This is a genomic window from Pandoraea sp. XY-2, from assembly GCF_004193915.1.
Taxonomy (GTDB): domain Bacteria; phylum Pseudomonadota; class Gammaproteobacteria; order Burkholderiales; family Burkholderiaceae; genus Pandoraea; species Pandoraea cepalis.
The window spans coordinates 4,456,024-4,479,102 of record NZ_CP030849.1 but is presented as its reverse complement, the minus strand read 5'-3'; the positions used below and the strand labels follow the sequence as shown (position 1 = coordinate 4,479,102).

Sequence of the window (23,079 nt, the reverse complement as noted above, 5' to 3'; positions counted from 1 at the left end):
TGCGGCTCACCGCGGCAGCTTCGTCTGCAGTTGGGGCGGCCACGGCACCTGACTATCGGTCTTCACCCAGGCGACGCCGGGCAGGCCCGTCTTCACGAGCTTCAGATGCTGTCGCAGCAATTCAGGCGCAATCTGCGCGCGCACGCGGAACATCAGCTTCTGGCGCTCGCTCTCGGTCTCGACGGTCTTCGGCGTGAACTGCGCCGTGCTCGAGACGAAGGACAGGGTCGCGGGAATGACGTACTGCGGCGCCGCGTCGAGAATGATGCGAACTTCGGCGCCCATGGCAAGTCGGCCCGCCACCGTCTCGGGCAGGAAGAACGTCATGTACACATCCGACAGGTCGACGAGGTTGAGCACCTTGCCACCCGCCGCCAGCACTTCGCCGGGTTGCGCCACGCGAAATTGCACGCGGCCGTCGCGCGGCGCCTTGAGTTCGCTGTCGGCAATGTCGGCTTCGATACGGTGGATGGTGGCCTGCGCGGCTTCGACCGTCGATTTCGCGCCAATCACCTGGGCGTTGGCCGCCTCCACAGCCGATTGCGCGGCGGCGACCTGCGCGCGCGCCGCGGTAACGGCGGCGCGCGTGCTGCGAACGCGCGCACGATCGTCGTCCAGCTCCTGCACCGACGACGCGCCTTCTTTCGACAGAGTCTCCGAGCGCGACAGACGCCGCGCGGCGGCATCGAGTTCGGCCTCGCGTGCCGCCACGTTCGCCTCGGCGGTCGCCTTGTCCGACACGCGCGCGGCGGCCTGTGCCTGAATTGCCGCCACGTTGGTCACGGCCTGCCGATACTGCGCACTGGCCTCGTCGCGCTGCGCGTTGAGCGTGTCGATCTGCATCTTGGCAAGCACCTGGCCCGCCGTCACGAAATCGCCTTCCCGAACATAGATGGCGTCGACGCGCCCGCCGAGCTTGGTGGCGATGTCGACTTCGGTGGCTTCGATACGGCCGTTGCCGCTGGCAAACCCTTCTCCCGGTCCGGCGTTTCGGAAGGTCGTCCATCCGTACCAACCCAAACCGATCATGGCGAGCACGATCAGGGCGGGGACCAGTGTCTTGGCGTTGGGGAGCGTCATTGGGGGCTGACCTCGGGCATTGAGTGGGCGCCCGGCGCGGTGTACGCCGGACGCGCTGGGCCGGCCGGGCCGGCAGGCGGCGGCACGACGAGCCGCGGCGTGCGAGCGAACGGTCCGCCCGGAGCATGGGCAGGGGGCATGAGCCGGCTGCCGCCCCCGAGCGCCGTATAGAGCGATACCCGTGCGGAGAGCAGCGCGCGGCGGGTCTGCACGGTCTGTTGTTCAATGGCGAGGAGGTCGCGTTGGGCATCGAGCACTTCGAGAAACGCGGCCGCACCGTGGTCGTAGCGCAGCTTGGCGAGCCGTGCGCGCTCAGCCTGGGCGTCCTGCGTGGCTTGCAGGATGGTGACCTGATCGGCCAACCAGCGGCGCGCACTCAGGGCATCGGCCACGTCGCGGAATGCGCCCTGGATCGTCTTCTCGTAATTCGCGACCGACTCCACGCGCCGCGCTTCGGCGAGGTCGAGATTGTTGACGAGGCGGCCGCCCTGGAAGATCGGCAGACTGAGGCTGGGCGTGAACGTCCATGCGGCGCTGCCGGCCTTGAACAGGCCATCGAGCGCGCTGCTCGCCGTGCCCACCGAGCCGGTGAGCGTGATCTGTGGGAAGAATGCCGCGCGCGCCGCGCCGATGTTGGCGTGTGCCGCGCGCAACTGATATTCGGCCGCGATGATGTCGGGTCGGTCTTCCAGCAACGACGACGGCAGGCCGGGGTCGAGATCGCGCATCAGGCGGGCGTCGTCGACCGTGGTGTCCAGGGCCGCGGGCGACGTATCGATCGGCGCGCCCACGAGCACTTGCAGCGCGTGGGCCTGTGCTGCCCGCTGCTGCTGAAGTTGCGCGACGAGCGCGCGGGCCTGCTGCCACAGGGTGGTGACTTCGGTGAGATCGAGCTTCGAGGTCGCGCCGACCTGTTCGCGGCGCGTGAAGATGCGCAGCGACTCGGCACGGCTGTCCACCGTCTGCTGCGCGAGGGCGATCCGCTCGTCGAATTCGCGCAGGCTCAGCCACGTTTGCGCGACCTGCGAGACCAGACTGAGCGCCAGCGCACGCCGAGCGGCATCGGACGCGAGGTAGTCGTCGAGCGCGGCATCCTTCAGATTGCGGATCCGCCCCCAGAAGTCCAGCTCCCACGTCGACAGGCCAAGGCCGACCTGATATTGGCTGCTGATATAGGGGTTGCCGGTGAGACTGAGATCGCCGGGCAGACGTTGACGTGTCTGGTTGCCGCCCACGCCGAGCGACGGCAGTTGATCGGCGCGTTGAATCCCGTACACCGCTCGCGCTTGTTCGACCCGGGCGAGCGCGACGCGCAGATCGCGATTGTTGGCCAGGGCGGTTTCGATGAGCACGCGCAGTCGGGGATCGGCGAAATACTCGCGCCAATCGAGCCCTGACGCCGGCCGCGCGGCCGGCGTGGCGGGCGACGTGCTTGCATCTTGGGGCCACACGTCGGCGACCGGCGGTGCCGGGCGTTCGTAGCGGGGCGCCAGCGAAAGACAGCCGCCAAGCAGGGTCGTGACGAGCGCGGCAATCACGGGCGTCGCGGCGGTGTTCGCGACGCCTGAACGCCTGGGTGAATTGCAGGGTTTCGCCATAGAAGTCCCAACCTCGCGACGGACACTTCACTATAGCGCGGCGACGCCGCAGGGCGTAGGCGGGAGGGGGGTGAAAATGGCGAACGCTTGTGCTAAATCAACAAGGGCCCCGCATCGAGGTTCGATTCGGAGCCCTGCGTATTCCTCTATTGCACCCGGCCGATATGACCGAGGCCGCTGCGTCTCAAACCGGCGCAGGCGTGACATCGGTGCGGCGGCGCGGCGCCTGGAAGGCTGCGCCGCACGGATCAGTATTCGGCGTCGAGGCCGTCCTGCACCTGCTCGGCCGCCCGCAGCACGGCGCGCGCCTTGTTTTCCGTCTCTTGCCATTCGGATTCGGGCACCGAATCGGCCACGATGCCGGCCGCGGCCTGCACATAGAGATTGCCGTCCTTGACGACACCGGTGCGGATTGCGATGGCGACATCCATTTCGCCGCCGAACGAGAGGTACCCCACGGCGCCGCCGTACAGGCCGCGCTTGACCGGCTCGAGTTCGTCGATCAGTTCCATCGCGCGAACCTTCGGCGCGCCGGTGAGCGTGCCGGCCGGGAACGTCGCGCGCAGTACGTCGATATTCGACAGCCCCGGTTGCAGCCGGCCTTCCACCGAACTCACGATGTGCTGCACGTGCGAGTATTTCTCGATCACCATCTTGTCGGTGACTTCGACGGTGCCTGTTTGGGCGATGCGCCCGACATCATTGCGCGCCAGATCGATGAGCATGACGTGCTCGGCGATTTCCTTCGGATCTCCAAGTAATTCGGTGGCCAGTTCGGCGTCTCGCTCGGGCGTGGCGCCGCGCGGACGCGTACCGGCAAGCGGGCGAATCGTCACGATTTCCTGCTCGCCGTCGGGCGTTTGCCGACGCTCCTGCCGCACGAGGATCTCGGGCGACGCGCCCACCACCTGGAAGTCACCGAAGTTATAGAAGTACATGTACGGCGACGGATTGAGCGAGCGCAGGGCACGGTAGAGCGAGAGCGGGGCGTCGCGATACGGCTTGATGAGACGCTGGCCCACTTGCACCTGCATCAGCTCGCCGGCGGCGATGGCGTCCTTGGCTTTGGCCACGGCTGCGAGGTAGTCCGGCTTGGCGAATTCGCGGAAAGTTTCGGTGCGCACGCTGCCGGACGTGACCGGCGCATCGACCGGCGCCTTCAAACGAGTGCGCAGCTCGCGCAGACGCAGGCGAGCCTTCGAAAACGCTTCGGGCTGGGTCGGGTCCGCATAGATGATGAGGTAGAGCTTGCCGGTCAGATTGTCGATCACGGCGAGTTCTTCCGTGAGCAGCAACTGGATGTCGGGCAGGTTCAGGTCGTCGTGTGGGGTGGTGTGCGCCAGCTTCTTCTCGATGTAGCGCACGGCGTCGTAGCCGAAGTAGCCCGCAAGACCGCCGCAAAAGCGCGGCATGCCCGGGCGCAGGGCCACCTTGAAGCGTGCCTGGAACTGGGTGATGAATTCGAGCGGATCGCCATCGTGCGTCTCGACGACGACGCCGTCGCGCACGACTTCGGTCTTCGGGCCGAAGCTGCGCAGCAGCGTGTGGGCCGACAGGCCGATGAACGAGTAGCGGCCGAAGCGCTCGCCGCCGACCACCGATTCGAGCAGGAAGGTGTTCGCGCCGCGCCGGTCGCCCAGCGCGAGCTTCAAATACAGCGAGAGCGGCGTGTCGAGATCGGCCAGCGCCTCGGCGATCAGCGGAATGCGGTTAAAGCCTTGGTTGGCCAGCGATTTGAATTCGAGTTCGGTCATTTTGCACTCTGCCTGCAAGTTTGCCGGCGGGCGTTCCCGCAAATTCGGCGTGGATTGGCGTTGAGAATACCTGAGTCGTGTCGGGGTGGGGGTGCTGACCCACGTCGAGCCCCGTGAACGCGCGTGCACCGGCAATGCGATGGCGCTTGCCGCGGCTCGGCGAACCCGCGCACTGTGCGAGACAGCGCGCCGAGGTATGACGTCTTGGGAACAACAACGATGCAAGAAACGGGTTGCCGAAGACGAACTTCAGCGGTCCCGGCCACCCCTTGGAAGGGTTCAGCAGGACCAGCGTCGCCAGGGCCAGGCCCCCCGGTCGATCACGCTCAGACTCCGTTTCTTGTTCAGGAACATGCGCTTGAATGCAGTGTGGAAGATGGCGAACTCAGCTCGCCAGTGCGGGCGTAGCCTTGGGCAAAATCGCCCGGGCGGCGCCCAGAATGGAGCCGACTATACCATCCGTGTCGATCGTTTGTACAGATTCGCCATGGTTGTAGCCATACGGCACGGTCAACGACCGGCAGCCGGCCGCACGGGCCGCCTGGGCGTCGTTGCCCGAGTCCCCGACGAGCACGGCTTGCGCCGGCGACACGCCGAAGACTTCGCACGCCTTGACGAGCGGCATCGGGTCCGGTTTGCGCCTGGGCCACGAGTCGCCGCCATACACCAGGTCGAACTGATCGGTCAGGTCGTAATGCGCGAGCAACGCGACCGCGAAGCGATGCTGCTTGTTGGTGATGCAGGCCACGGGCAGACCGGCGGCGCGCAAGGCGGCCAGTCCTTCGCGCACTTCGGGATAAAGCGTCGTGTGCGCGCCGTTGATCGACGTGTAGACGGCTTCGTACTTGTCCTGTGCCCGTTCGAACAGGCCGTCGATCTCGGCGTCGGCGAAGCGCTCGGCGAGCGTCTTGCGGATGAGATTGGCGGTGCCCTTGCCGACAAACGTCATCAGGCGCTCGGTCGGCACCGGCGCTACGCCCAGATCGGCCAGCATGGCGTTCAGCGCCATGCCGAAGTCGCCCGCCGTGTCGACGAGCGTGCCGTCGAGGTCGATCAGCACTGCGCGAATGCCGTCCAGCTGAAGGTCTTGGGTATCGGTCATGCCACGCTCGCCAGTTGGGCGCGCATCTGGTCGATGACCGCCTTGTAGTCGGGTTTGCCGAAAATGGCCGATCCGGCGACGAACGTGTCCGCCCCGGCGGCAGCAATCTCGGCAATGTTCTCGACCTTCACGCCGCCGTCGATTTCCAGACGAATCTCATGACCGGTCTCGGCCGTGTAGGCGTCGATGCGGGCACGCACGGCGCGCAGTTTGTTGAGCGCTTCGGGAATGAACGATTGGCCGCCGAAGCCAGGGTTCACCGACATGATGAGCACCATATCGAGACGATCCATCACGTGGTCGAGGTAATGCAGCGGCGTACCCGGGTTGAACACGAGACCGGCTTTGCAACCGTTGTCGCGAATCAGGGAGAGCGTGCGGTCGACATGTTCCGACGCTTCCGGGTGGAACGTGATCAGGTTCGCGCCGGCCTTGGCGAAATCGGGCACGATGCGATCGACTGGGCGTACCATCAGATGCACGTCGATCGGCACGTCCACGTGTGGGCGGATTGCCTCGCACACCATCGGGCCGATGGTCAGGTTGGGAACGTAATGGTTGTCCATCACGTCGAAGTGAATCCAGTCGGCGCCGGCCGCCACGACATTACGGACTTCTTCGCCCAGCCGGGCAAAGTCGGCGGACAGGATGCTGGGGGCGATACAGAATTGCGTCATGGCGGGCGGGGGAAGGGCGTCAAAAGCGTCATTTTAAAGCTTTCGCTTGATGCCTGCCGGTCGTGGGCCGAACCGGCGGGCGCCGATACCCTTCGAATCGGTCGCCGACTGGCGTCTTTGCCGGTTGCGACCCGCGACGACTTGCCGCAGAATGCGTTGCAAAACGCCACCCGAGAGCCCGCATGCGCTACAGGAACACCCGATGAGCCAGTATGAATTTACCGTCACAGTGCGCCCGCAATACCTCCCGGAGCAATCGGAACCGGATCGCCAGCAATTCGCCTTTGCCTACACGATCACGATTCGCAACAGCGGGGAAGTGCCGGCACAACTGATCTCGCGCCATTGGGTGATTACCGATGGCGATAACCATGTGCAGGAAGTCAACGGCCTGGGCGTGATCGGGCATCAACCGTTCCTGCAACCCGGTGAGCAGTTCGAGTATACGAGCTGGGCGATGGTCGCCACGCCGGTCGGCACCATGCGCGGCGAGTACTTTTGCGTGGCCGAGGATGGCACGCGTTTCGACGTTCCCATCGCCGAATTCGCGCTGACCATGCCGCGTACGTTGCACTGAGCCGGGCATGCGCGCATCGTTCGGACGTCATCGGCGGTCGTCGGACCAGTCTTCGCGTTTGAGCGGATCGTCGGCCGCGCCTGCGGCCGCGTCCCGATCGCGCGAATCCACCGGGTCGACGGTATCGCTCGGCATCGGCCGGATCGCGCGCATCTGGCGAACCCTGCGTTGGGGCGACGGCTTGCGACGCATCACCACGATCGCGGCGACGATCGCGATCGCTAGCAACACCTCCGGCAAGACCAGCAAGGCCGGATATTCATCGAACAGATTACCCATGACGCTCTTCCTGACGAAGTTCGGGCGGTGGCGCGCCGGCCGGGGCCTGGCGTTCGCCGCGTTTGCCGCATTGCTCTACGGTTGTTCGAGTGTGCCTCCGACGAGCACGTCTCGTCCAGGCACGCCACCGTCGAGCGTGGCCACGCCGCCCTCGGGCGCGGGTCGCATGCAGCCCGTGTCGTGGTCGCAGGTCGACGGCTGGCAGGACGACTCGCTCATCGGCGCGCGCCTCGCGCTCGCCCAGAGCTGCGTGAAGCTCGGTCGTCAAACCAACTGGCAACCTGCGTGCCGCGCGTCCGAGCGTATCGACGATCTGGATCCGGCGGCGGTCCGGCAGTTCTTCGAACAATACTTTACGCCGTTTCGCATCGCGAACGCCGACGGCACGCAGACGGGCCTGATCACGGGCTACTACGAGCCGCTGCTGCACGGCTCGCGCGTGCGTGGCGGCGTGTATCAGACACCGCTTTACAAATGGCCCACCGGGCGCCGGGCCGGATCGCTGCCCGCGCGCGCCGAACTCATGCGCAGCGGCATCCTGCGCGGCCACGAGCTGGTGTACGTCGACGATCCGGTCGAGGCTTTCTTCCTGCAGGTGCAGGGCTCCGGGCAGGTGCTGCTCGACGATGGCACGATTATGCGCGTGGGCTACGCGGGCAACAACGACCAGCCGTACAAGTCGATCGGACGCTGGCTGATCGATCATGGCGAGATCACGCCCGCGCAGGCGACGATGCAGGGGATTCGCGCGTGGGCGCGTGCCAATCCGTCGCGCGTCGATGCCTTGCTCGATGTGAACCCGCGTTTCGTCTTTTTCCGCGAGATGCCGAATCACGGCGTGGGCGGTATCGAGGGGCCGGTGGGCGCCTTGGGCGTACCGCTCACGGCGGAACGATCGATCGCCGTGGATCCGGCCTCGATCCCGCTCGGCAGCCCGGTGTTCCTCGCGACCACGCGCCCGCCGTTCGGCGCCCAGGCGAATACGCCGATCAACCGGTTGATGTTCGCGCAGGACACCGGCAGCGCCATCAAGGGCGGCGTGCGCGCCGATTTCTTCTGGGGGCTGGGCGATGACGCCGGGGATCTGGCCGGGCGGATGCGCCAGAGCGGCCGTATGTGGGTGTTCCTGCCCAATCAGTGAGCGTCGAGCGTCAACGAAAAAGCCCGCGAATCGATCGCGGGCTTTTTTTCATCGTGACGGACACGGCCGGCGCTTATCGCACCCGCTTGTCCAGAACCCGGCGTGCCTTGCCCACCGAGCGCTCGATGCCGCCGACCGGCTTCACGCGCACCGCGCACGACACGCCGATGAGCGTCTTGATGTCGCGCTTGAGTTCGCCGCCCGCCGATTGCAGCGCCGTGTCGTCATGGCAGCCGACGGCCGCCTCGACTTCAACGGCCATCGTGTCCATCGGGCCTTCCTTGTCCAGGATGATCTGATAGTGCGGTGAGAGCAACGGCTGGCGCAGCAGCAATTCCTCGATCTGCGACGGGAAGACGTTCACACCGCGAATGATCATCATGTCGTCGGAGCGACCGGTGATCTTCTCCATGCGGCGCATCGTGCGCGCCGTGCCCGGCAGCAGGCGCGTGAGATCGCGCGTGCGGTAGCGGATGATCGGCAGCGCTTCCTTCGTGAGCGACGTGAACACCAGTTCGCCGAACTCGCCGTCGGGCAACACTTCTCCGGTCACCGGATCGATGATCTCGGGGTAGAAGTGATCTTCCCAGATCGTCGGGCCGTCCTTGGTCTCGGCACATTCACTGGCGACCCCGGGGCCCATCACTTCCGACAGACCGTAGATGTCGACCGCGTCGATGCCCATGCGCTTCTCGATGGCCGAGCGCATGTCGTTCGTCCACGGCTCGGCGCCGAAGATGCCGATGCGTAGCGACGATTCGGCGGCCACCAGGCCTTGACGCTCGAGTTCGTCGGCAATCGCGAGCATGTAGCTCGGCGTGACCATGATGATGTCGGGCTTGAAATCCTGAATCAGTTGCACCTGCTTCTCGGTCTGACCGCCCCCGAACGGGATCACCGTCAACCCGGCACGCTCGGCGCCGTAGTGCGCGCCGAGACCGCCCGTGAACAGGCCGTAGCCGTAGCTGACGTGCACCTTGTCGCCGCGACGCGCGCCGGCGGCACGGATCGAGCGCGCCACCAGATCGGCCCACGTGCTGATGTCGTTGGCCGTGTAGCCCACGACCGTCGGCTTGCCGGTGGTGCCCGACGACGCATGCACGCGCGAAACCTGTTCCATCGGCACGGCGAACATGCCGAACGGATAGCTGTCGCGCAGATCCTGCTTCGTCGTGAACGGGAACTTGGCCAGATCGGCCAGCGAGGTCAGATCGTCCGGGTGGACGCCGGCCTCATCGAACTTGCGGCGATACACCGGCGAATTCTCATAGGCATGCCGCAACGTCGTCTTCAGACGGTCGAGCTGAAGGGCGCGCAGTTCGTCGAGGCTCGCTTTCTCGATCGGCTCGAGCGGCAAGGCGGTGGTCATGACTGTCTCCTTGGGACTGGCTACTGACTAATACTGATATCTGTGTCTCGCGAACCCATGCCGGGATACGCGTGCTGCCGGGACGCGTCAGACGACGTTGCCCTTGATCTGTGCGGACTTGCCGCGGAACATCGCAACGGCTTCTCCGGCCGAGTTCGTCAAGCGAATGTCGTAGATGCCATGACGCCCCGAGAGTACCTGTTCCTGTGCCTCGGCCGTGAGCGTATCGCCCCCCGAGACCGGCTTCAGGAACTCGATGCTGCACCCGGCGGCGACAGTATTGATGTTGTAGCTGTTGCACGCGAACGCAAAGGTCGAGTCGGCCAGCGTGAACATCAGGCCGCCGTGACAGATGGCATGGCCGTTGAGGAATTCGTCGCGAATACGCATCGTCATGCGCGCATAGCCAGGACGCACTTCCTGCAACTCCATGCCAAGCCACTGGCTAGCGCGGTCGCTGCGGTACATGGCCTCGCCCGTGGCGCGGGCGAGTTCTTCCGGGGTCATCTCACTGGTTGCCTTGGGGGCCGGGGAGGTCAGGCTCATCGTGTCTCTCGTCTTGTAATGGTGTCAGTCGATCAGCGGCCTTCGAACTTCGGCGCGCGCTTCTCCAGAAACGCGTTCACGCCTTCGGCATAGTCATACGATGCGCCCAGTGCGCGCTGCCCGTCGCGTTCGAGATCGAGTTGTTGGTCGAGCGTGTTGGTCGCCGAGGCGTACAGCGCTTCCTTGATGGTGGCGAGCGCCTTCGTGGGTTGCAACGCCAATTGCGCGGCGAGCTTCTGTGCTTCTGGCATGAGCGCGCCGTCGTCCACGCAGCGCCAGATCAAGCCCCACTGCTCGGCCTGTTCGGCCGAGAGCTTGTCGCCGAGCATGGCCAGCCCCATGGCGCGCGCCATGCCGATACGTTGCGGCAAGAACCAGGTGCCGCCGGTGTCGGGCAGCAGCCCGATCTTGACGAACGCCTGGAGGAAATTGACCGACGCGCCCGCCAGCACGATATCGCAGGCGAGCGCCAGATTCGCGCCCGCGCCCGCGGCGATACCGTTCACGGCGGCAATCACCGGCAGCGGCATCGCGCGCAGTTTGCGAACGAGCGGGTTGAAGTTCTCGTCGATCAGCGCCCCGAGATCGGTCGAGGCACCCGGCGTGAAGTCCAGATCCGCCAGATCCTGCCCGGCGCAGAAGCCGCGTCCGGCACCGGTCAGCACAATGGCGCGCGCCCCTTGTGCCTGCGCGGTGTCGAGGGCGTCGCGCAACGCCGCATGCATCTCCCGCGTAAAGCTGTTGAGCTTCTCGGGTCGGTTGAGCGTGATCGTCGCGACGTTGGCTTGCAGCGTCAGTTGAACCGTGGCGGTCATCGGTGTCTTCCTCCGGGTGTCGTTATATCGATTGAGGGGGCAGCGCTCGCGATCAGAGGCGCTCGATGGCGATCGCGATGCCCTGGCCCACGCCGATGCACATCGTGCACAGCGCGTAGCGCCCGCCGGTTCGGTGCAACTGATACATCGCCGTGGTCACCAGACGCGCGCCCGAGGCGCCCAGCGGGTGGCCCAGCGCAATCGCGCCGCCGTTCGGGTTCACGCGGGCGTCGTCGTCGGCAATGCCGAGCTGACGCAACACCGCCAGCCCCTGGCTCGCGAAGGCTTCGTTCAGTTCGATCACGTCGAACTGATCCAGCGTCATGTTCAATTGCCGCAGCAGCTTGAGCGTAGCCGGGGCCGGGCCGATGCCCATGATGCGGGGGGGCACGCCGGCGGTCGCCATGCCGAGCACGCGCGCGCGCGGCGTGAGGCCGTGCAGCTTGGCGGCGCTCTCGCTCGCAATCAGCAGGGCGCATGCACCGTCGTTGACGCCGGAGGCATTGCCTGCGGTCACGGTGCCGTCGGCCCGGACCACGCCCTTGAGCTTGGCCAGCGCTTCGACGCTCGTGGCGCGCGGATGCTCGTCACGGTCAACGATGATCGGGTCGCCCTTTTTCTGTGCGATCGAGACCGGCGTGATTTCCTGTGCGAGCGTGCCGTCGGCCTGCGCGCGCGCCGCCTTTTCCTGGCTGCGCACGGCGAAGCGGTCCTGATCTTCGCGGCTGATCTTGAAGTCGTCAGCGACGTTTTCAGCCGTCTCCGGCATCGAGTCCACGCCGTATTGCGCCTTCATCAGCGGGTTGATGAAGCGCCAGCCGATGGTCGTGTCGAAGATCGCGGCCTGACGCGAAAACGCGCTGTCGGCCTTGCCCATCACGAACGGCGCGCGGGTCATCGACTCGACGCCGCCGGCGATCATCAGTCCGGCTTCGCCCGCCTTGATGGCGCGTGCGGCCGTGCCGATGGCGTCCATGCCCGAGCCGCACAGGCGGTTGAGCGTGGCGCCCGGTACGTCGATCGGCAGTTCGGCGAGCAGCGATGCCATGCGGGCCACGTTACGGTTGTCTTCGCCGGCCTGATTGGCGCAACCGTAGATGACATCGTCGATCAGGGTCCAGTCGACGTTCGGGTTGCGCGCCATGAGCGCCTTGAGGGGAACCGCGCCGAGGTTGTCGGCGCGTACGTCCTTCAGGGCACCGCCGTAGCGGCCGATGGGGGTGCGGATCGCGTCGCAGATGAAGGCTTCGGTCATGATCGTTGATTCCTGTCTTGTATTGGCGGGGCGGGGTTTGCACGGTGGCGGCCGTGCGACGGTCGGTGATGCGGGTCGTCACTGACCGTCGCGTTGGTGTGTCCGGCGGCGCGCGTAGCGCAGGGCTTCCCGTCTCCTTCTCTCTATATATAGATGTATCGGCGGCTCAGGCAGCGCTGGTGTCGGACTTGGCCGGCACATGATGGCGACTTTGCACGACACGGAAGCGATTGGCGACGAAAGCGGTGTCGGCCAGGCTCGCGTTGGCGGCTGGGTTGCCGCCTGTGCCGTGGTAATCCGAGTAGGCTGCGGATTGGTTCACGAACACACCGCCCGTCAGGTTCAGCGACAAGGCGACGCGCCCTTCGATGGCGGCGTCGAGCGCCTGGGCTTCGCCCTCGGCGGACGTCGTGTACGCCGACAACGTGAGCGCGCCATGCTCGGCGGCGGTGCGGCCGGCCAGGGCGAATGCCTGGGCGCTGTTGTCCACGGCGATCACAAAGGCGATCGGGCCGAACCATTCGCGCGTGTAGGTGGCGTCGTCGGCGACATCGAGCGCGACAATCAACGGCGTGCGCACGCGGGCGTCGGCGAAGGCCGGGTGCTGGAGCGTCTGGCTCTCGAGCACGACGCGGCCGACCTTGCGGGCGTCGTCGATGCGAGCGAGCACGCCTTCATTCTGGATCGCGCCGAGCAGCTCGACGGCCTTGGCCGGATCGCTGCAGGTCTTCTGCACGCTGCCCGCGATGGCGGCGACCACGTCCTCGAACGACACCTTGCCATCGGGCGTCTGGATGCCGTCACGCGGAATGTAGATGTTCTGGGGAGCGGTGCACATCTGGCCCGAGTACAAAGCCAGCGAGAAGCCAATGTTGCGGGCCATGCCCTTCAGATCGTCGGTCGAATCGATCACGATCTGGTTCACGCCGGCCTTCTCGGTGTAGACCTGCGCCTGACGCGCGTGGGTTTCCAGCCAGTCGCCGTTGGCGGTGCTGCCGGTGAAGTCGATCACACGCACTTCGCGGCGCGTGGCCAGTTCTTGGACGATGGCGCCGTCGTTGGGGTTGGTGGCCGCGAGCGTGACGACGTCTGGATCGAAACCGGCGTCGCGCAGGACCTCACGCGCGATCTTCACCGTGATGGCGAGCGGCAGGATCGCGCCCGGATGCGGTTTGACGATCACGGCGTTGCCGGTGGCCAGGCTGGCGAACAGGCCCGGATAGCCGTTCCACGTCGGGAACGTGCAGCAGCCGAGCACGAGCGCCACGCCGCGCGGCACGACCGTGTAGCGCTTTTCCATGGCGAGCGGCGGGTTCTTGCCTTGCGGCTTTTCCCAATAGGCGCCCGCCGGGATGCGGCGCAGTTCGTCCCATGCATAGGCCACGGCTTCGAGGCCGCGATCTTGCGCGTGCGGGCCGCCGGCCTGGAAGGCCATCATGAACGCTTGGCCCGTCGTGTGCATCACGGCATTGGCGATTTCAAAGCTGTGCGCGTTCAGGCGCTTGAGAATTTCCAGCGACACACCGACCCAGGCGTCCGGGGTGGCGGCGCGCCATGCCTTGTGGGCGTCGCTCACGCGGGCGAGCAGGGCGTCGATCTCGAAGCCGGGATATGTCGTGCCGAGCGCGAAGCCGAACGGGGAGACCTCCTGGCCGACGCTACCCGTGCTGCCGCGCTGTTCCAACGGGAAGGCGGCATTCAGATACTGCTTGAAAGCGGCTTCGCCGTCGGCGGCGGCGGTCTCGCCATAAGCACGCGGGCTCGGCATTTCCGTAAACGGGCTCCAGTAACCACGCGTGGCGATGGCCTGAAGGGCGCGCTCGAGAGTCTCTTGGTGTTTGGCGAAGAGGGGATGAGTCATGGTTGTGGATCTGTCCGTGTCGGGATGCGGCTGGCGGATTCGCTGTCTGCCGACGGGCGGCAAGACGCAGGTGACGGCACCGGGTCGTCGTCGATCGCTTTCATCGACATTAATTAACCGACCGGTTGGTTTGTTAATATAGCACCAAATCTTCCGGGCGTGGCACACGATGATGCCGGGTTTTCCCCGACGACTTTGGTGGCGCCTGGCGAGTTGAGCGTAGGCGGTGACGATGACGGTGATGAGGCTGTGCCCCGGCTTTCGTGGCGGTGACTCGGCGCGGAGCGCGGGTCGTCTGCTTGGCGGAACGCCAGGTGCGTGGTCGGGGGATCGATGGCATCATGCCTAACCACTGCAGTCGACGCCTGGCGGGTCTTGCTACCCCTGCTCGCCGTGTGCGCCGCAGCGCTGTTGCGAACCAACGGTGTGTCCATCGCCTGATGCCTGTTTCCGGTGACTGCCAGGGTATCGATTTCCTGAATTCGCCGGCCCCCGAAACAAAAGACGAGACTTTGACTGGAGGAAGAAGAGGATGACGTACGAGAATATTCTGGTGGAAACGCGCGGCCGCGTCGGCCTGATCACGCTGAATCGTCCGAAAGCGCTCAACGCCCTGAACGATGCGCTGATGGACGAACTGGGCACCGCGCTCACGGCGTTCGATGCCGACGAAGCCATTGGCTGCATGGTGATTACCGGCAGCGAGAAGGCGTTCGCTGCGGGCGCCGACATCGGCATGATGTCGAAATACACCTTCGCGGATGTATTCAAAGGCGACTACATCACGCGCAACTGGGAAACGGTGCGCCGCATCCGCAAGCCGGTCATCGCGGCCGTGTCGGGTTTCGCGCTCGGCGGCGGCTGTGAACTGGCGATGATGTGCGATTTCATCATCGCCGCCGAGAACGCCAAGTTCGGCCAGCCGGAAATCAAGCTTGGCGTGATCCCGGGCGCCGGCGGCACGCAGCGTCTGACGCGCGCCGTGTCGAAAGCCAAGGCCATGGACATGTGCCTGACCGCGCGCTTCATGGACGCCACCGAGGCCGAGCGCGCTGGGCTGGTATCACGCGTGGTACCGCTCGAAACGCTGCTCGACGAGGCGATCGGCGCGGCCAACACCATCTGCGAATACTCGTTGCCGGTCGTGATGGCGGCGAAGGAAGCCGTCAACCGCGCGTTCGAGTCAACGCTCGACGAAGGCGTGCAGTTCGAGCGTCGGATGTTCCATTCGCTCTTCGCGCTCGAGGATCAGAAGGAAGGCATGGCCGCGTTCGTCGAGAAGCGCAAGCCGGTTTTCAAACATCGCTGATTCTGGCGTGAAGTACCGTGACGACCTCCTGCGGGGAGGTCGTCCTATGATAGGCTGCCGGTTTTTTCAGCAAGGGACAAAACGATGTCGATCAACCGACGCACATTTGCGCTGGCCTTAGTCGTGGCTTCGGGGCTGCTGTTGAGTGCCTGCGGGAAGAAGGAAGAATCGGCGGCGGGCCGGTCGGCGGGAGCGGACGGCGCGCAGCCTGTGTACGTTGTCGGTACCGACGCGGCGTACGCGCCATTCGAATTCGAGACCGATACGCGGCAGATTGCCGGCTTCGACATCGATGTGATGAAGGCGGTCGCGGACAAGGCGGGCATCTCCGTGCGGTTCATGAACACGCCTTTCGAGGGCATTTTCAATTCGCTGGTGCAGGGTGACAGGGATATTCTGATTTCGGCGATCACGATCACGGACGAACGCAGCAAGCAGATGGACTTCTCGGCGCCGTACTTCGAGGCGTCGCAGTTGATTGCCGTGCCGCTGAACTCGACCGTGCAGAAATTCGACGATCTGAAGTCCCTCAAGGTGGGCGTGCAGACGGCCACCACGGGCGACGAGGTGGTGCAGAAGCTCATGGGCAAGAACAATCCGTCGGTCAAACGCTTTGAGGGCACGCCGCTCGCCATGAAGGAGCTGGAGGCCGGCGGTGTCGACGCGGTGGTGGCGGACAACGGCGTCGTGGTGAACTTTGTTGCCAACAATCCGGATGCCAAGCTGCGTACGGTCTCCGATAGCAGCTTTCCCAAGGAGTATTACGGGATCGCGGTACGCAAGGGGGATGCCGAGTTGCTGGGCAAGATCAACAAGGGGATCGAGGCGATCAAGGCGGACGGGACATATGACGCCATCTTCGCGCGCTACTTCGGCAAGAAGTCCTGAGGTCTGTCGTACCAAGGCGTTTGCGGGCGCCGCGATCATTTAAAGAAACCCCGTCACGTATCGTGACGGGGTTTTTTCATGGGTTTTCAAATTATTTTCACAAAGGGCTTGCCAGGGTACGGGGTTTTCACTAATATTCCGTCTCTCGCAACGACGGCGACGCAGCGCAAGCGGCGAAGCGGTGGAGGCGACGGGCTGGAAAGCCCGGTGGTTGGTGGTTTTGGAGCTTGTGAGTCGCTACGGCGGCGAGCGAAGAAGGCGAAAAAAACTGTTGACGACGACGAGAAGCTGCGACATAATCTTGCTTCTCTGCTGCAGATGCAGCGACGCGGAAAACGAAGCGACGGCGCGGTAAGTGTGCGACGAAGCGAAGTTCGATGCGATTGATCTTTAAAAACTAGACAACCGATAAGTGTGGGCACTCGATGAATGGTGCGTCTGCTTCGGCAGATAAGCTTTAAATTTATTGAGGCTCACATAAGTAATAGGTAAGTTAAGTAATTAACTTGTCAGCATACTTTGAGAGCGACCGGTTCGAGTGATTTATCACGAAAAACCGAAAACAGTAACAGGTTTAAACTGAAGAGTTTGATCCTGGCTCAGATTGAACGCTGGCGGCATGCCTTACACATGCAAGTCGAACGGCAGCACGGGTGCTTGCACCTGGTGGCGAGTGGCGAACGGGTGAGTAATACATCGGAATGTACCTTGTAGTGGGGATAGCTCGGCGAAAGCCGGATTAATACCGCATACGCTCTGAGGAGGAAAGCGGGGGACCTTCGGGCCTCGCGCTACAAGAGCAGCCGATGTCAGATTAGCTAGTTGGTGGGGTAAAAGCTCACCAAGGCGACGATCTGTAGCTGGTCTGAGAGGACGACCAGCCACACTGGGACTGAGACACGGCCCAGACTCCTACGGGAGGCAGCAGTGGGGAATTTTGGACAATGGGCGAAAGCCTGATCCAGCAATGCCGCGTGTGTGAAGAAGGCCTTCGGGTTGTAAAGCACTTTTGTCCGGAAAGAAATCCTCTGGGTTAATACCTCGGGGGATGACGGTACCGGAAGAATAAGCACCGGCTAACTACGTGCCAGCAGCCGCGGTAATACGTAGGGTGCAAGCGTTAATCGGAATTACTGGGCGTAAAGCGTGCGCAGGCGGTTTTGTAAGACGGATGTGAAATCCCCGGGCTTAACCTGGGAACTGCATTCGTGACTGCAAGGCTAGAGTATGGCAGAGGGGGGTAGAATTCCACGTGTAGCAGTGAAATGCGTAGAGATGTGGAGGAATACCGATGGCGAAGGCAGCCCCCTGGGCCAATACTGACGCTCATGCACGAAAGCGTGGGGAGCAAACAGGATTAGATACCCTGGTAGTCCACGCCCTAAACGATGTCAACTAGTTGTTGGGGATTCATTTCCTTAGTAACGAAGCTAACGCGTGAAGTTGACCGCCTGGGGAGTACGGTCGCAAGATTAAAACTCAAAGGAATTGACGGGGACCCGCACAAGCGGTGGATGATGTGGATTAATTCGATGCAACGCGAAAAACCTTACCTACCCTTGACATGTACGGAATCCTGCTGAGAGGTGGGAGTGCTCGAAAGAGAACCGTAACACAGGTGCTGCATGGCTGTCGTCAGCTCGTGTCGTGAGATGTTGGGTTAAGTCCCGCAACGAGCGCAACCCTTGTCCTTAGTTGCTACGCAAGAGCACTCTAGGGAGACTGCCGGTGACAAACCGGAGGAAGGTGGGGATGACGTCAAGTCCTCATGGCCCTTATGGGTAGGGCTTCACACGTCATACAATGGTCGGTACAGAGGGCTGCCAAACCGCGAGGTGGAGCTAACCCCAGAAAACCGATCGTAGTCCGGATCGCAGTCTGCAACTCGACTGCGTGAAGCTGGAATCGCTAGTAATCGCGGATCAGCATGTCGCGGTGAATACGTTCCCGGGTCTTGTACACACCGCCCGTCACACCATGGGAGTGGGTTTTGCCAGAAGTAGGTAGCCTAACCGTAAGGAGGGCGCTTACCACGGCAGGATTCATGACTGGGGTGAAGTCGTAACAAGGTAGCCGTAGGGGAACCTGCGGCTGGATCACCTCCTTTCTAGAGCATGCACTGGAAGTTGAGTGTTCACGCTTATCGGTTGTTTGACTGCGTAGATCTAAGTCGGGTCTGTAGCTCAGGTGGTTAGAGCACCGTCTTGATAAGGCGGGGGTCGAAGGTTCAAGTCCTTCCAGACCCACCAAACTCTTTCCACCGACGCCTGGTAGAAAGAAATCTGGCTGAGGCAAGGCACAAAAAGCCGCCGCATACATGGGTATGCAAGGTTTTTTGTAACGCCGCATCAGACTGATTTGGGGGCATAGCTCAGCTGGGAGAGCACCTGCTTTGCAAGCAGGGGGTCGTCGGTTCGATCCCGTCTGCCTCCACCAATTCCTTAGATCGCACATCGATGTCAGTCAAAAGCTTTTACGTCTGTAGTAAATCCCAATAGTGATTTAGCGTGAATGTTTTTGAATGACAGCAATGTCATGCAGTATTTGTTCTTTAACAATTTGGAAGAAGTAGTAGTACAACGGAAGCGCGTTAGAGATGGCGCGTGGAAATTGTACGGGTTGTGATTGTATCAACTAGTATTTAAGTGATCGAAAGATGACTTGGAATACGGCACAACGCGAAAACTCAACCTATAACGGGGAGACATTCTCGTTATAGGGTCAAGCGAATAAGTGCATGTGGTGGATGCCTTGGCGATTACAGGCGATGAAGGACGCGATAGCCTGCGAAAAGTTGTGGGGAGCTGGCAAATAAGCTTTGATCCACAAATGTCCGAATGGGGAAACCCGGCCCTCTGGGTCATCCTAGACTGAATACATAGGTCTAGTGAAGCGAACGCGGCGAACTGAAACATCTAAGTAGCTGCAGGAAAAGAAATCAACCGAGATTCCCAAAGTAGTGGCGAGCGAAATGGGACCAGCCTTCAAGATTTAGCACCGGTGTTATCAAAACGGAATGGAAAGTCCGGCCATAGTGGGTGATAGCCCCGTATGAGAAAACCCTGGTGTGGAACTAAGCTTGAGAAAAGTAGGGCGGGACACGTGAAATCCTGTCTGAAGATGGGGGGACCATCCTCCAAGGCTAAATACTCGTAATCGACCGATAGTGAACCAGTACCGTGAGGGAAAGGCGAAAAGAACCCCGGGAGGGGAGTGAAATAGATCCTGAAACCGCATGCATACAAACAGTAGGAGCCTCGCAAGGGGTGACTGCGTACCTTTTGTATAATGGGTCAGCGACTTACATTCAGTGGCAAGCTTAACCGAATAGGGAAGGCGTAGCGAAAGCGAGTCCGAATAGGGCGTTCAGTCGCTGGGTGTAGACCCGAAACCAAGTGATCTATCCATGGCCAGGTTGAAGGTGCGGTAACACGTACTGGAGGACCGAACCCACTAATGTTGAAAAATTAGGGGATGAGCTGTGGATAGGGGTGAAAGGCTAAACAAACTTGGAAATAGCTGGTTCTCTCCGAAAACTATTTAGGTAGTGCCTCGTGTATCACCTTCGGGGTAGAGCACTGTCATGGTTGAAGGGTCCATTGCGGATTACTTCGCCATAGCAAACTCCGAATACCGAAGAGTGCAATCACGGGAGACAGACATCGGGTGCTAACGTCCGGTGTCAAGAGGGAAACAACCCAGACCGCCAGCTAAGGTCCCTAAATATTGCTAAGTGGGAAACGAAGTGGGAAGGCTAAAACAGTCAGGAGGTTGGCTTAGAAGCAGCCACCCTTTAAAGAAAGCGTAATAGCTCACTGATCGAGTCGTCCTGCGCGGAAGATGTAACGGGGCTAAGCAATATACCGAAGCTGCGGATGCGAGCTTGCTCGCATGGTAGGAGAGCGTTCTGTAAGCCTGTGAAGGTGTCTTGTGAAGGATGCTGGAGGTATCAGAAGTGCGAATGCTGACATGAGTAGCGATAAAGGGGGTGAAAGGCCCCCTCGCCGTAAGCCCAAGGTTTCCTACGCAACGTTCATCGGCGTAGGGTGAGTCGGCCCCTAAGGCGAGGCAGAGATGCGTAGCTGATGGGAAGCAGGTTAATATTCCTGCACCGTCGTATGATGCGATGGGGGGACGGATCGCGGAAGGTTGTCCGGGTGTTGGAAGTCCCGGTCCCTGCAGTGGAGAAGGCGCTTAGGCAAATCCGGGCGCGTAATTCAAGGCTGTGGGGCGAGTACCTTCGGGTACGAAGCAATTGGAAGTGGTTCCAAGAAAAGCCTCTAAGCTTCAGTCATACGAGACCGTACCGCAAACCGACACAGGTGGGCGAGATGAGTATTCTAAGGCGCTTGAGAGAACTCGGGAGAAGGAACTCGGCAAATTGGTACCGTAACTTCGGGATAAGGTACGCCCTTGTAGCTTGACTGGCCTGCGCCAGGAGGGTGAAAGGGTTGCAATAAACTGGTGGCTGCGACTGTTTAATAAAAACACAGCACTCTGCAAACACGAAAGTGGACGTATAGGGTGTGACGCCTGCCCGGTGCCGGAAGATTAAATGATGGGGTGCAAGCTCTTGATTGAAGTCCCGGTAAACGGCGGCCGTAACTATAACGGTCCTAAGGTAGCGAAATTCCTTGTCGGGTAAGTTCCGACCTGCACGAATGGCGTAACGATGGCCACACTGTCTCCTCCCGAGACTCAGCGAAGTTGAAGTGTTTGTGATGATGCAATCTACCCGCGGCTAGACGGAAAGACCCCATGAACCTTTACTGTAGCTTTGCATTGGACTTTGAACCGGTCTGTGTAGGATAGGTGGGAGGCTTTGAAGCAGGAACGCTAGTTTCTGTGGAGCCGTCCTTGAAATACCACCCTGGTTTGTTTGAGGTTCTAACCTAGGTCCGTAATCCGGATCGGGGACAGTGCATGGTAGGCAGTTTGACTGGGGCGGTCTCCTCCCAAAGTGTAACGGAGGAGTACGAAGGTACGCTAGGTACGGTCGGAAATCGTGCTGATAGTGCAATGGCAAAAGCGTGCTTAACTGCGAGACTGACAAGTCGAGCAGGTGCGAAAGCAGGTCATAGTGATCCGGTGGTTCTGTATGGAAGGGCCATCGCTCAACGGATAAAAGGTACTCTGGGGATAACAGGCTGATACCGCCCAAGAGTTCATATCGACGGCGGTGTTTGGCACCTCGATGTCGGCTCATCTCATCCTGGGGCTGTAGCCGGTCCCAAGGGTATGGCTGTTCGCCATTTAAAGAGGTACGTGAGCTGGGTTTAAAACGTCGTGAGACAGTTTGGTCCCTATCTGCCGTGGGCGTTGGAAGTTTGAAGGGGCTGCTCCTAGTACGAGAGGACCGGAGTGGACGAACCTCTGGTGTACCGGTTGTCACGCCAGTGGCATCGCCGGGTAGCTATGTTCGGAAGAGATAACCGCTGAAAGCATCTAAGCGGGAAACTCGCCTTAAGATGAGACTTCCCTGGGAACTCGATTCCCCTTAAGGGTCGTTCAAGACCAGGACGTTGATAGGTCAGGTGTGGAAGCGCAGTAATGCGTTAAGCTAACTGATACTAATTGCCCGTGAGGCTTGATCCTATAACCAGTGTGTTTTCCTGGTGTGAGTGTCGTGCAACGTGCCGATACAACTCACAACCCAACCAATGTAGTACTACACTTCTTCCGAATTGGTTTTGTTGAGCCCCGCTCAGCAGAACATACAAGTTATGCCTGATGACCATAGCGAGTTGGAACCACCCCTTCCCATCCCGAACAGGACCGTGAAACAACTCCACGCCGATGATAGTGCGGATACCCGTGTGAAAGTAGGTAATCGTCAGGCTCCCCCTAAAAACCCCTTGCTAACTCGTGTAGCAAGGGGTTTTTGCTTTTCTGGGAAATTCCGCCTGGATCGATATCCATTTCTCGCTTAGCATTTGGCCTCGGGTTAGGGGAAGTTCGGGGAGCGAAACAGGTGGTCAATCAGGATCGAAGCAAGCGCCATGCAAGATGGCGTGCAGGAGCGGCATGGGTTGTAACCGCCATGGTTGTCTGGGGAATTGGTGGATGTACGTTGCCGGGAACCTCGTCGAAACATGCCTCGGCATTGTCTTCGCCGGTACAAAGCGATGACATCGCTCCCCTTTCCGCCGCTGTGAATCCCGACGGTTTGCCCCCGCACTGGGAGACGTATCTCGTCACCCGCAACAAACGGCCCACCCATTACGAACAAACGATCGATAGCCACGGCATCGCGGTGATTCGCGCCTCGGTCGACAAATCTGCGTCTGGCATCGCACAGACGCTCGACATCCCGGTGTACCCAGGCGCCAAGCTGACGTGGCGCTGGCGTGCGGATGCCATCCCCGCGAGTGCCGACATTCGCACGAAGGCATTCGACGACGCACCCGTACGTATTGCCCTTGCGTTCGATGGCGATCCCGCAAAACTCACCATGCAAGATCAACTTCATCGCGAATTGGCGCGTATGGTCAGCGGTCGCGACTTACCGTTTGCGACCCTGATGTACACCTGGGCCGATGATAAACTCTCGGTGGACGATATCGTCACCAATCCTTATACCGGTCGTATTCGCTCCCTCGTTGTCGAGCGCGGTGAGGAGCGCCTTGGAAGATGGCAGACGTATTCTCGCGATATCGCCAGGGATTACGAGAAAGCGTTTGGCGAACCTCCCGGGCGTCTGATCGGCATTGCAATCATGAGCGACGGCGACAATACTCGATCGAAATTCACCGCGTGGTACGGTGACATTCGTCTCGAAACGGAGGGTGTTCCCACGACAACGGCCGCGAAATAGCACGATCTCGTTCG

17 protein-coding genes, 2 tRNA genes and 3 rRNA genes are annotated in these 23,079 nt (G+C 61.7%); 11 read left to right on the top strand and 11 right to left on the bottom strand.

The features are described 5' to 3' along the window. Positions 1-6: 6 nt before the first annotated feature. The 5 genes from DRB87_RS20200 to rpe all read right to left on the bottom strand — a co-directional run bounded on the left by DRB87_RS20200 (position 7) and on the right by rpe (position 6,211). On the bottom strand, positions 7-1,029 hold the full coding sequence (locus tag DRB87_RS20200) for an HlyD family secretion protein (RefSeq protein WP_240756340.1): 1,023 nt from the start codon (positions 1,027-1,029) through the stop codon (positions 7-9). Positions 1,030-1,076: 47 nt separating this feature from the next. Next, the gene (locus DRB87_RS20195; protein ID WP_130027221.1) at positions 1,077-2,678 is read right to left on the bottom strand and encodes an efflux transporter outer membrane subunit; all 1,602 of its coding nucleotides are present in this window, start codon (positions 2,676-2,678) and stop codon (positions 1,077-1,079) included. 248 nt (positions 2,679-2,926) lie between these two features. Continuing rightward, a complete protein-coding gene (gene trpE / locus DRB87_RS20190) occupies positions 2,927-4,432 on the bottom strand; it encodes an anthranilate synthase component I (protein ID WP_130027219.1) in 1,506 nt (501 codons plus the stop codon). Between the two features lie 385 nt (positions 4,433-4,817). Then, on the bottom strand, positions 4,818-5,534 hold the full coding sequence (locus DRB87_RS20185; protein ID WP_130027217.1) for a phosphoglycolate phosphatase: 717 nt from the start codon (positions 5,532-5,534) through the stop codon (positions 4,818-4,820). After that, complete coding sequence (rpe, locus tag DRB87_RS20180) at positions 5,531-6,211, bottom strand: ribulose-phosphate 3-epimerase (RefSeq protein ID WP_130027215.1); 681 nt, start codon at positions 6,209-6,211, stop codon at positions 5,531-5,533. The genes DRB87_RS20185 and rpe overlap by 4 nt, the downstream gene beginning before the upstream one ends. A gap of 202 nt (positions 6,212-6,413) precedes the next feature. On the opposite strand from rpe, the gene apaG reads away from it, so the two are divergent. Continuing rightward, a complete protein-coding gene (gene apaG / locus DRB87_RS20175; RefSeq protein ID WP_130027213.1) occupies positions 6,414-6,788 on the top strand; it encodes a Co2+/Mg2+ efflux protein ApaG in 375 nt (124 codons plus the stop codon). 27 nt (positions 6,789-6,815) lie between these two features. Here apaG and DRB87_RS23810 read toward each other — a convergent pair whose 3' ends face one another. After that, the gene (locus DRB87_RS23810; protein ID WP_240756075.1) at positions 6,816-7,067 is read right to left on the bottom strand and encodes a hypothetical protein; all 252 of its coding nucleotides are present in this window, start codon (positions 7,065-7,067) and stop codon (positions 6,816-6,818) included. Here DRB87_RS23810 and DRB87_RS20170 point away from each other — a divergent pair. Further along, on the top strand, positions 7,066-8,208 hold the full coding sequence (locus tag DRB87_RS20170; protein WP_240756074.1) for a murein transglycosylase A: 1,143 nt from the start codon (positions 7,066-7,068) through the stop codon (positions 8,206-8,208). The genes DRB87_RS23810 and DRB87_RS20170 overlap by 2 nt on opposite strands. A 73-nt stretch (positions 8,209-8,281) precedes the next feature. Here DRB87_RS20170 and paaK read toward each other — a convergent pair whose 3' ends face one another. From paaK to paaN, 5 genes are all read right to left on the bottom strand, one after another. After that, positions 8,282-9,577 (bottom strand): phenylacetate--CoA ligase PaaK, encoded by a 1,296-nt coding sequence (gene paaK / locus DRB87_RS20165; protein ID WP_017233189.1) that lies wholly within the window; start codon positions 9,575-9,577, stop codon positions 8,282-8,284. 87 nt (positions 9,578-9,664) lie between these two features. After that, entirely contained in the window at positions 9,665-10,123 is a 459-nt protein-coding gene (gene paaI, locus DRB87_RS20160; protein WP_174966715.1) for a hydroxyphenylacetyl-CoA thioesterase PaaI, read from the bottom strand. 32 nt (positions 10,124-10,155) lie between these two features. Continuing rightward, positions 10,156-10,938 (bottom strand): 2-(1,2-epoxy-1,2-dihydrophenyl)acetyl-CoA isomerase PaaG, encoded by a 783-nt coding sequence (gene paaG, locus DRB87_RS20155; RefSeq protein ID WP_130027211.1) that lies wholly within the window; start codon positions 10,936-10,938, stop codon positions 10,156-10,158. Positions 10,939-10,990: 52 nt separating this feature from the next. Next, positions 10,991-12,193 (bottom strand): 3-oxoadipyl-CoA thiolase, encoded by a 1,203-nt coding sequence (gene pcaF / locus DRB87_RS20150; RefSeq protein ID WP_130027209.1) that lies wholly within the window; start codon positions 12,191-12,193, stop codon positions 10,991-10,993. A gap of 166 nt (positions 12,194-12,359) precedes the next feature. Continuing rightward, the gene (gene paaN / locus DRB87_RS20145; RefSeq protein ID WP_130027988.1) at positions 12,360-14,054 is read right to left on the bottom strand and encodes a phenylacetic acid degradation protein PaaN; all 1,695 of its coding nucleotides are present in this window, start codon (positions 14,052-14,054) and stop codon (positions 12,360-12,362) included. Between the two features lie 532 nt (positions 14,055-14,586). Here paaN and DRB87_RS20140 point away from each other — a divergent pair. From DRB87_RS20140 to DRB87_RS20100, 9 genes are all read left to right on the top strand, one after another. After that, complete coding sequence (locus DRB87_RS20140) at positions 14,587-15,363, top strand: enoyl-CoA hydratase (RefSeq protein ID WP_017233195.1); 777 nt, start codon at positions 14,587-14,589, stop codon at positions 15,361-15,363. 84 nt (positions 15,364-15,447) lie between these two features. Further along, positions 15,448-16,251, top strand: coding sequence for a basic amino acid ABC transporter substrate-binding protein (locus DRB87_RS20135; RefSeq protein WP_130027207.1), 804 nt, complete (start codon positions 15,448-15,450; stop codon positions 16,249-16,251). 78 nt (positions 16,252-16,329) lie between these two features. After that, the gene (locus DRB87_RS20130) at positions 16,330-16,638 is read left to right on the top strand and encodes a hypothetical protein (RefSeq protein ID WP_130027206.1); all 309 of its coding nucleotides are present in this window, start codon (positions 16,330-16,332) and stop codon (positions 16,636-16,638) included. A gap of 189 nt (positions 16,639-16,827) precedes the next feature. Further along, a 16S ribosomal RNA gene (locus DRB87_RS20125) occupies positions 16,828-18,358 on the top strand. A 65-nt stretch (positions 18,359-18,423) separates the two neighbouring features. Beyond that, positions 18,424-18,500: transfer RNA gene (locus DRB87_RS20120), tRNA-Ile, on the top strand. A 111-nt stretch (positions 18,501-18,611) separates the two neighbouring features. Continuing rightward, positions 18,612-18,687, top strand: a tRNA-Ala gene (locus tag DRB87_RS20115). A gap of 283 nt (positions 18,688-18,970) precedes the next feature. Next, a 23S ribosomal RNA gene (locus DRB87_RS20110) occupies positions 18,971-21,846 on the top strand. 131 nt (positions 21,847-21,977) lie between these two features. Then, positions 21,978-22,090: ribosomal RNA gene (gene rrf / locus DRB87_RS20105) — 5S ribosomal RNA — on the top strand. The 16S, 23S and 5S rRNA genes sit together here with 2 tRNA genes alongside, the layout of an rRNA operon. A 132-nt stretch (positions 22,091-22,222) precedes the next feature. After that, positions 22,223-23,065: a DUF3047 domain-containing protein gene (locus DRB87_RS20100; protein ID WP_130027204.1), complete on the top strand. Its 843-nt coding sequence runs from the start codon at positions 22,223-22,225 to the stop codon at positions 23,063-23,065. The last annotated feature ends 14 nt before the right edge of the window (positions 23,066-23,079 follow it).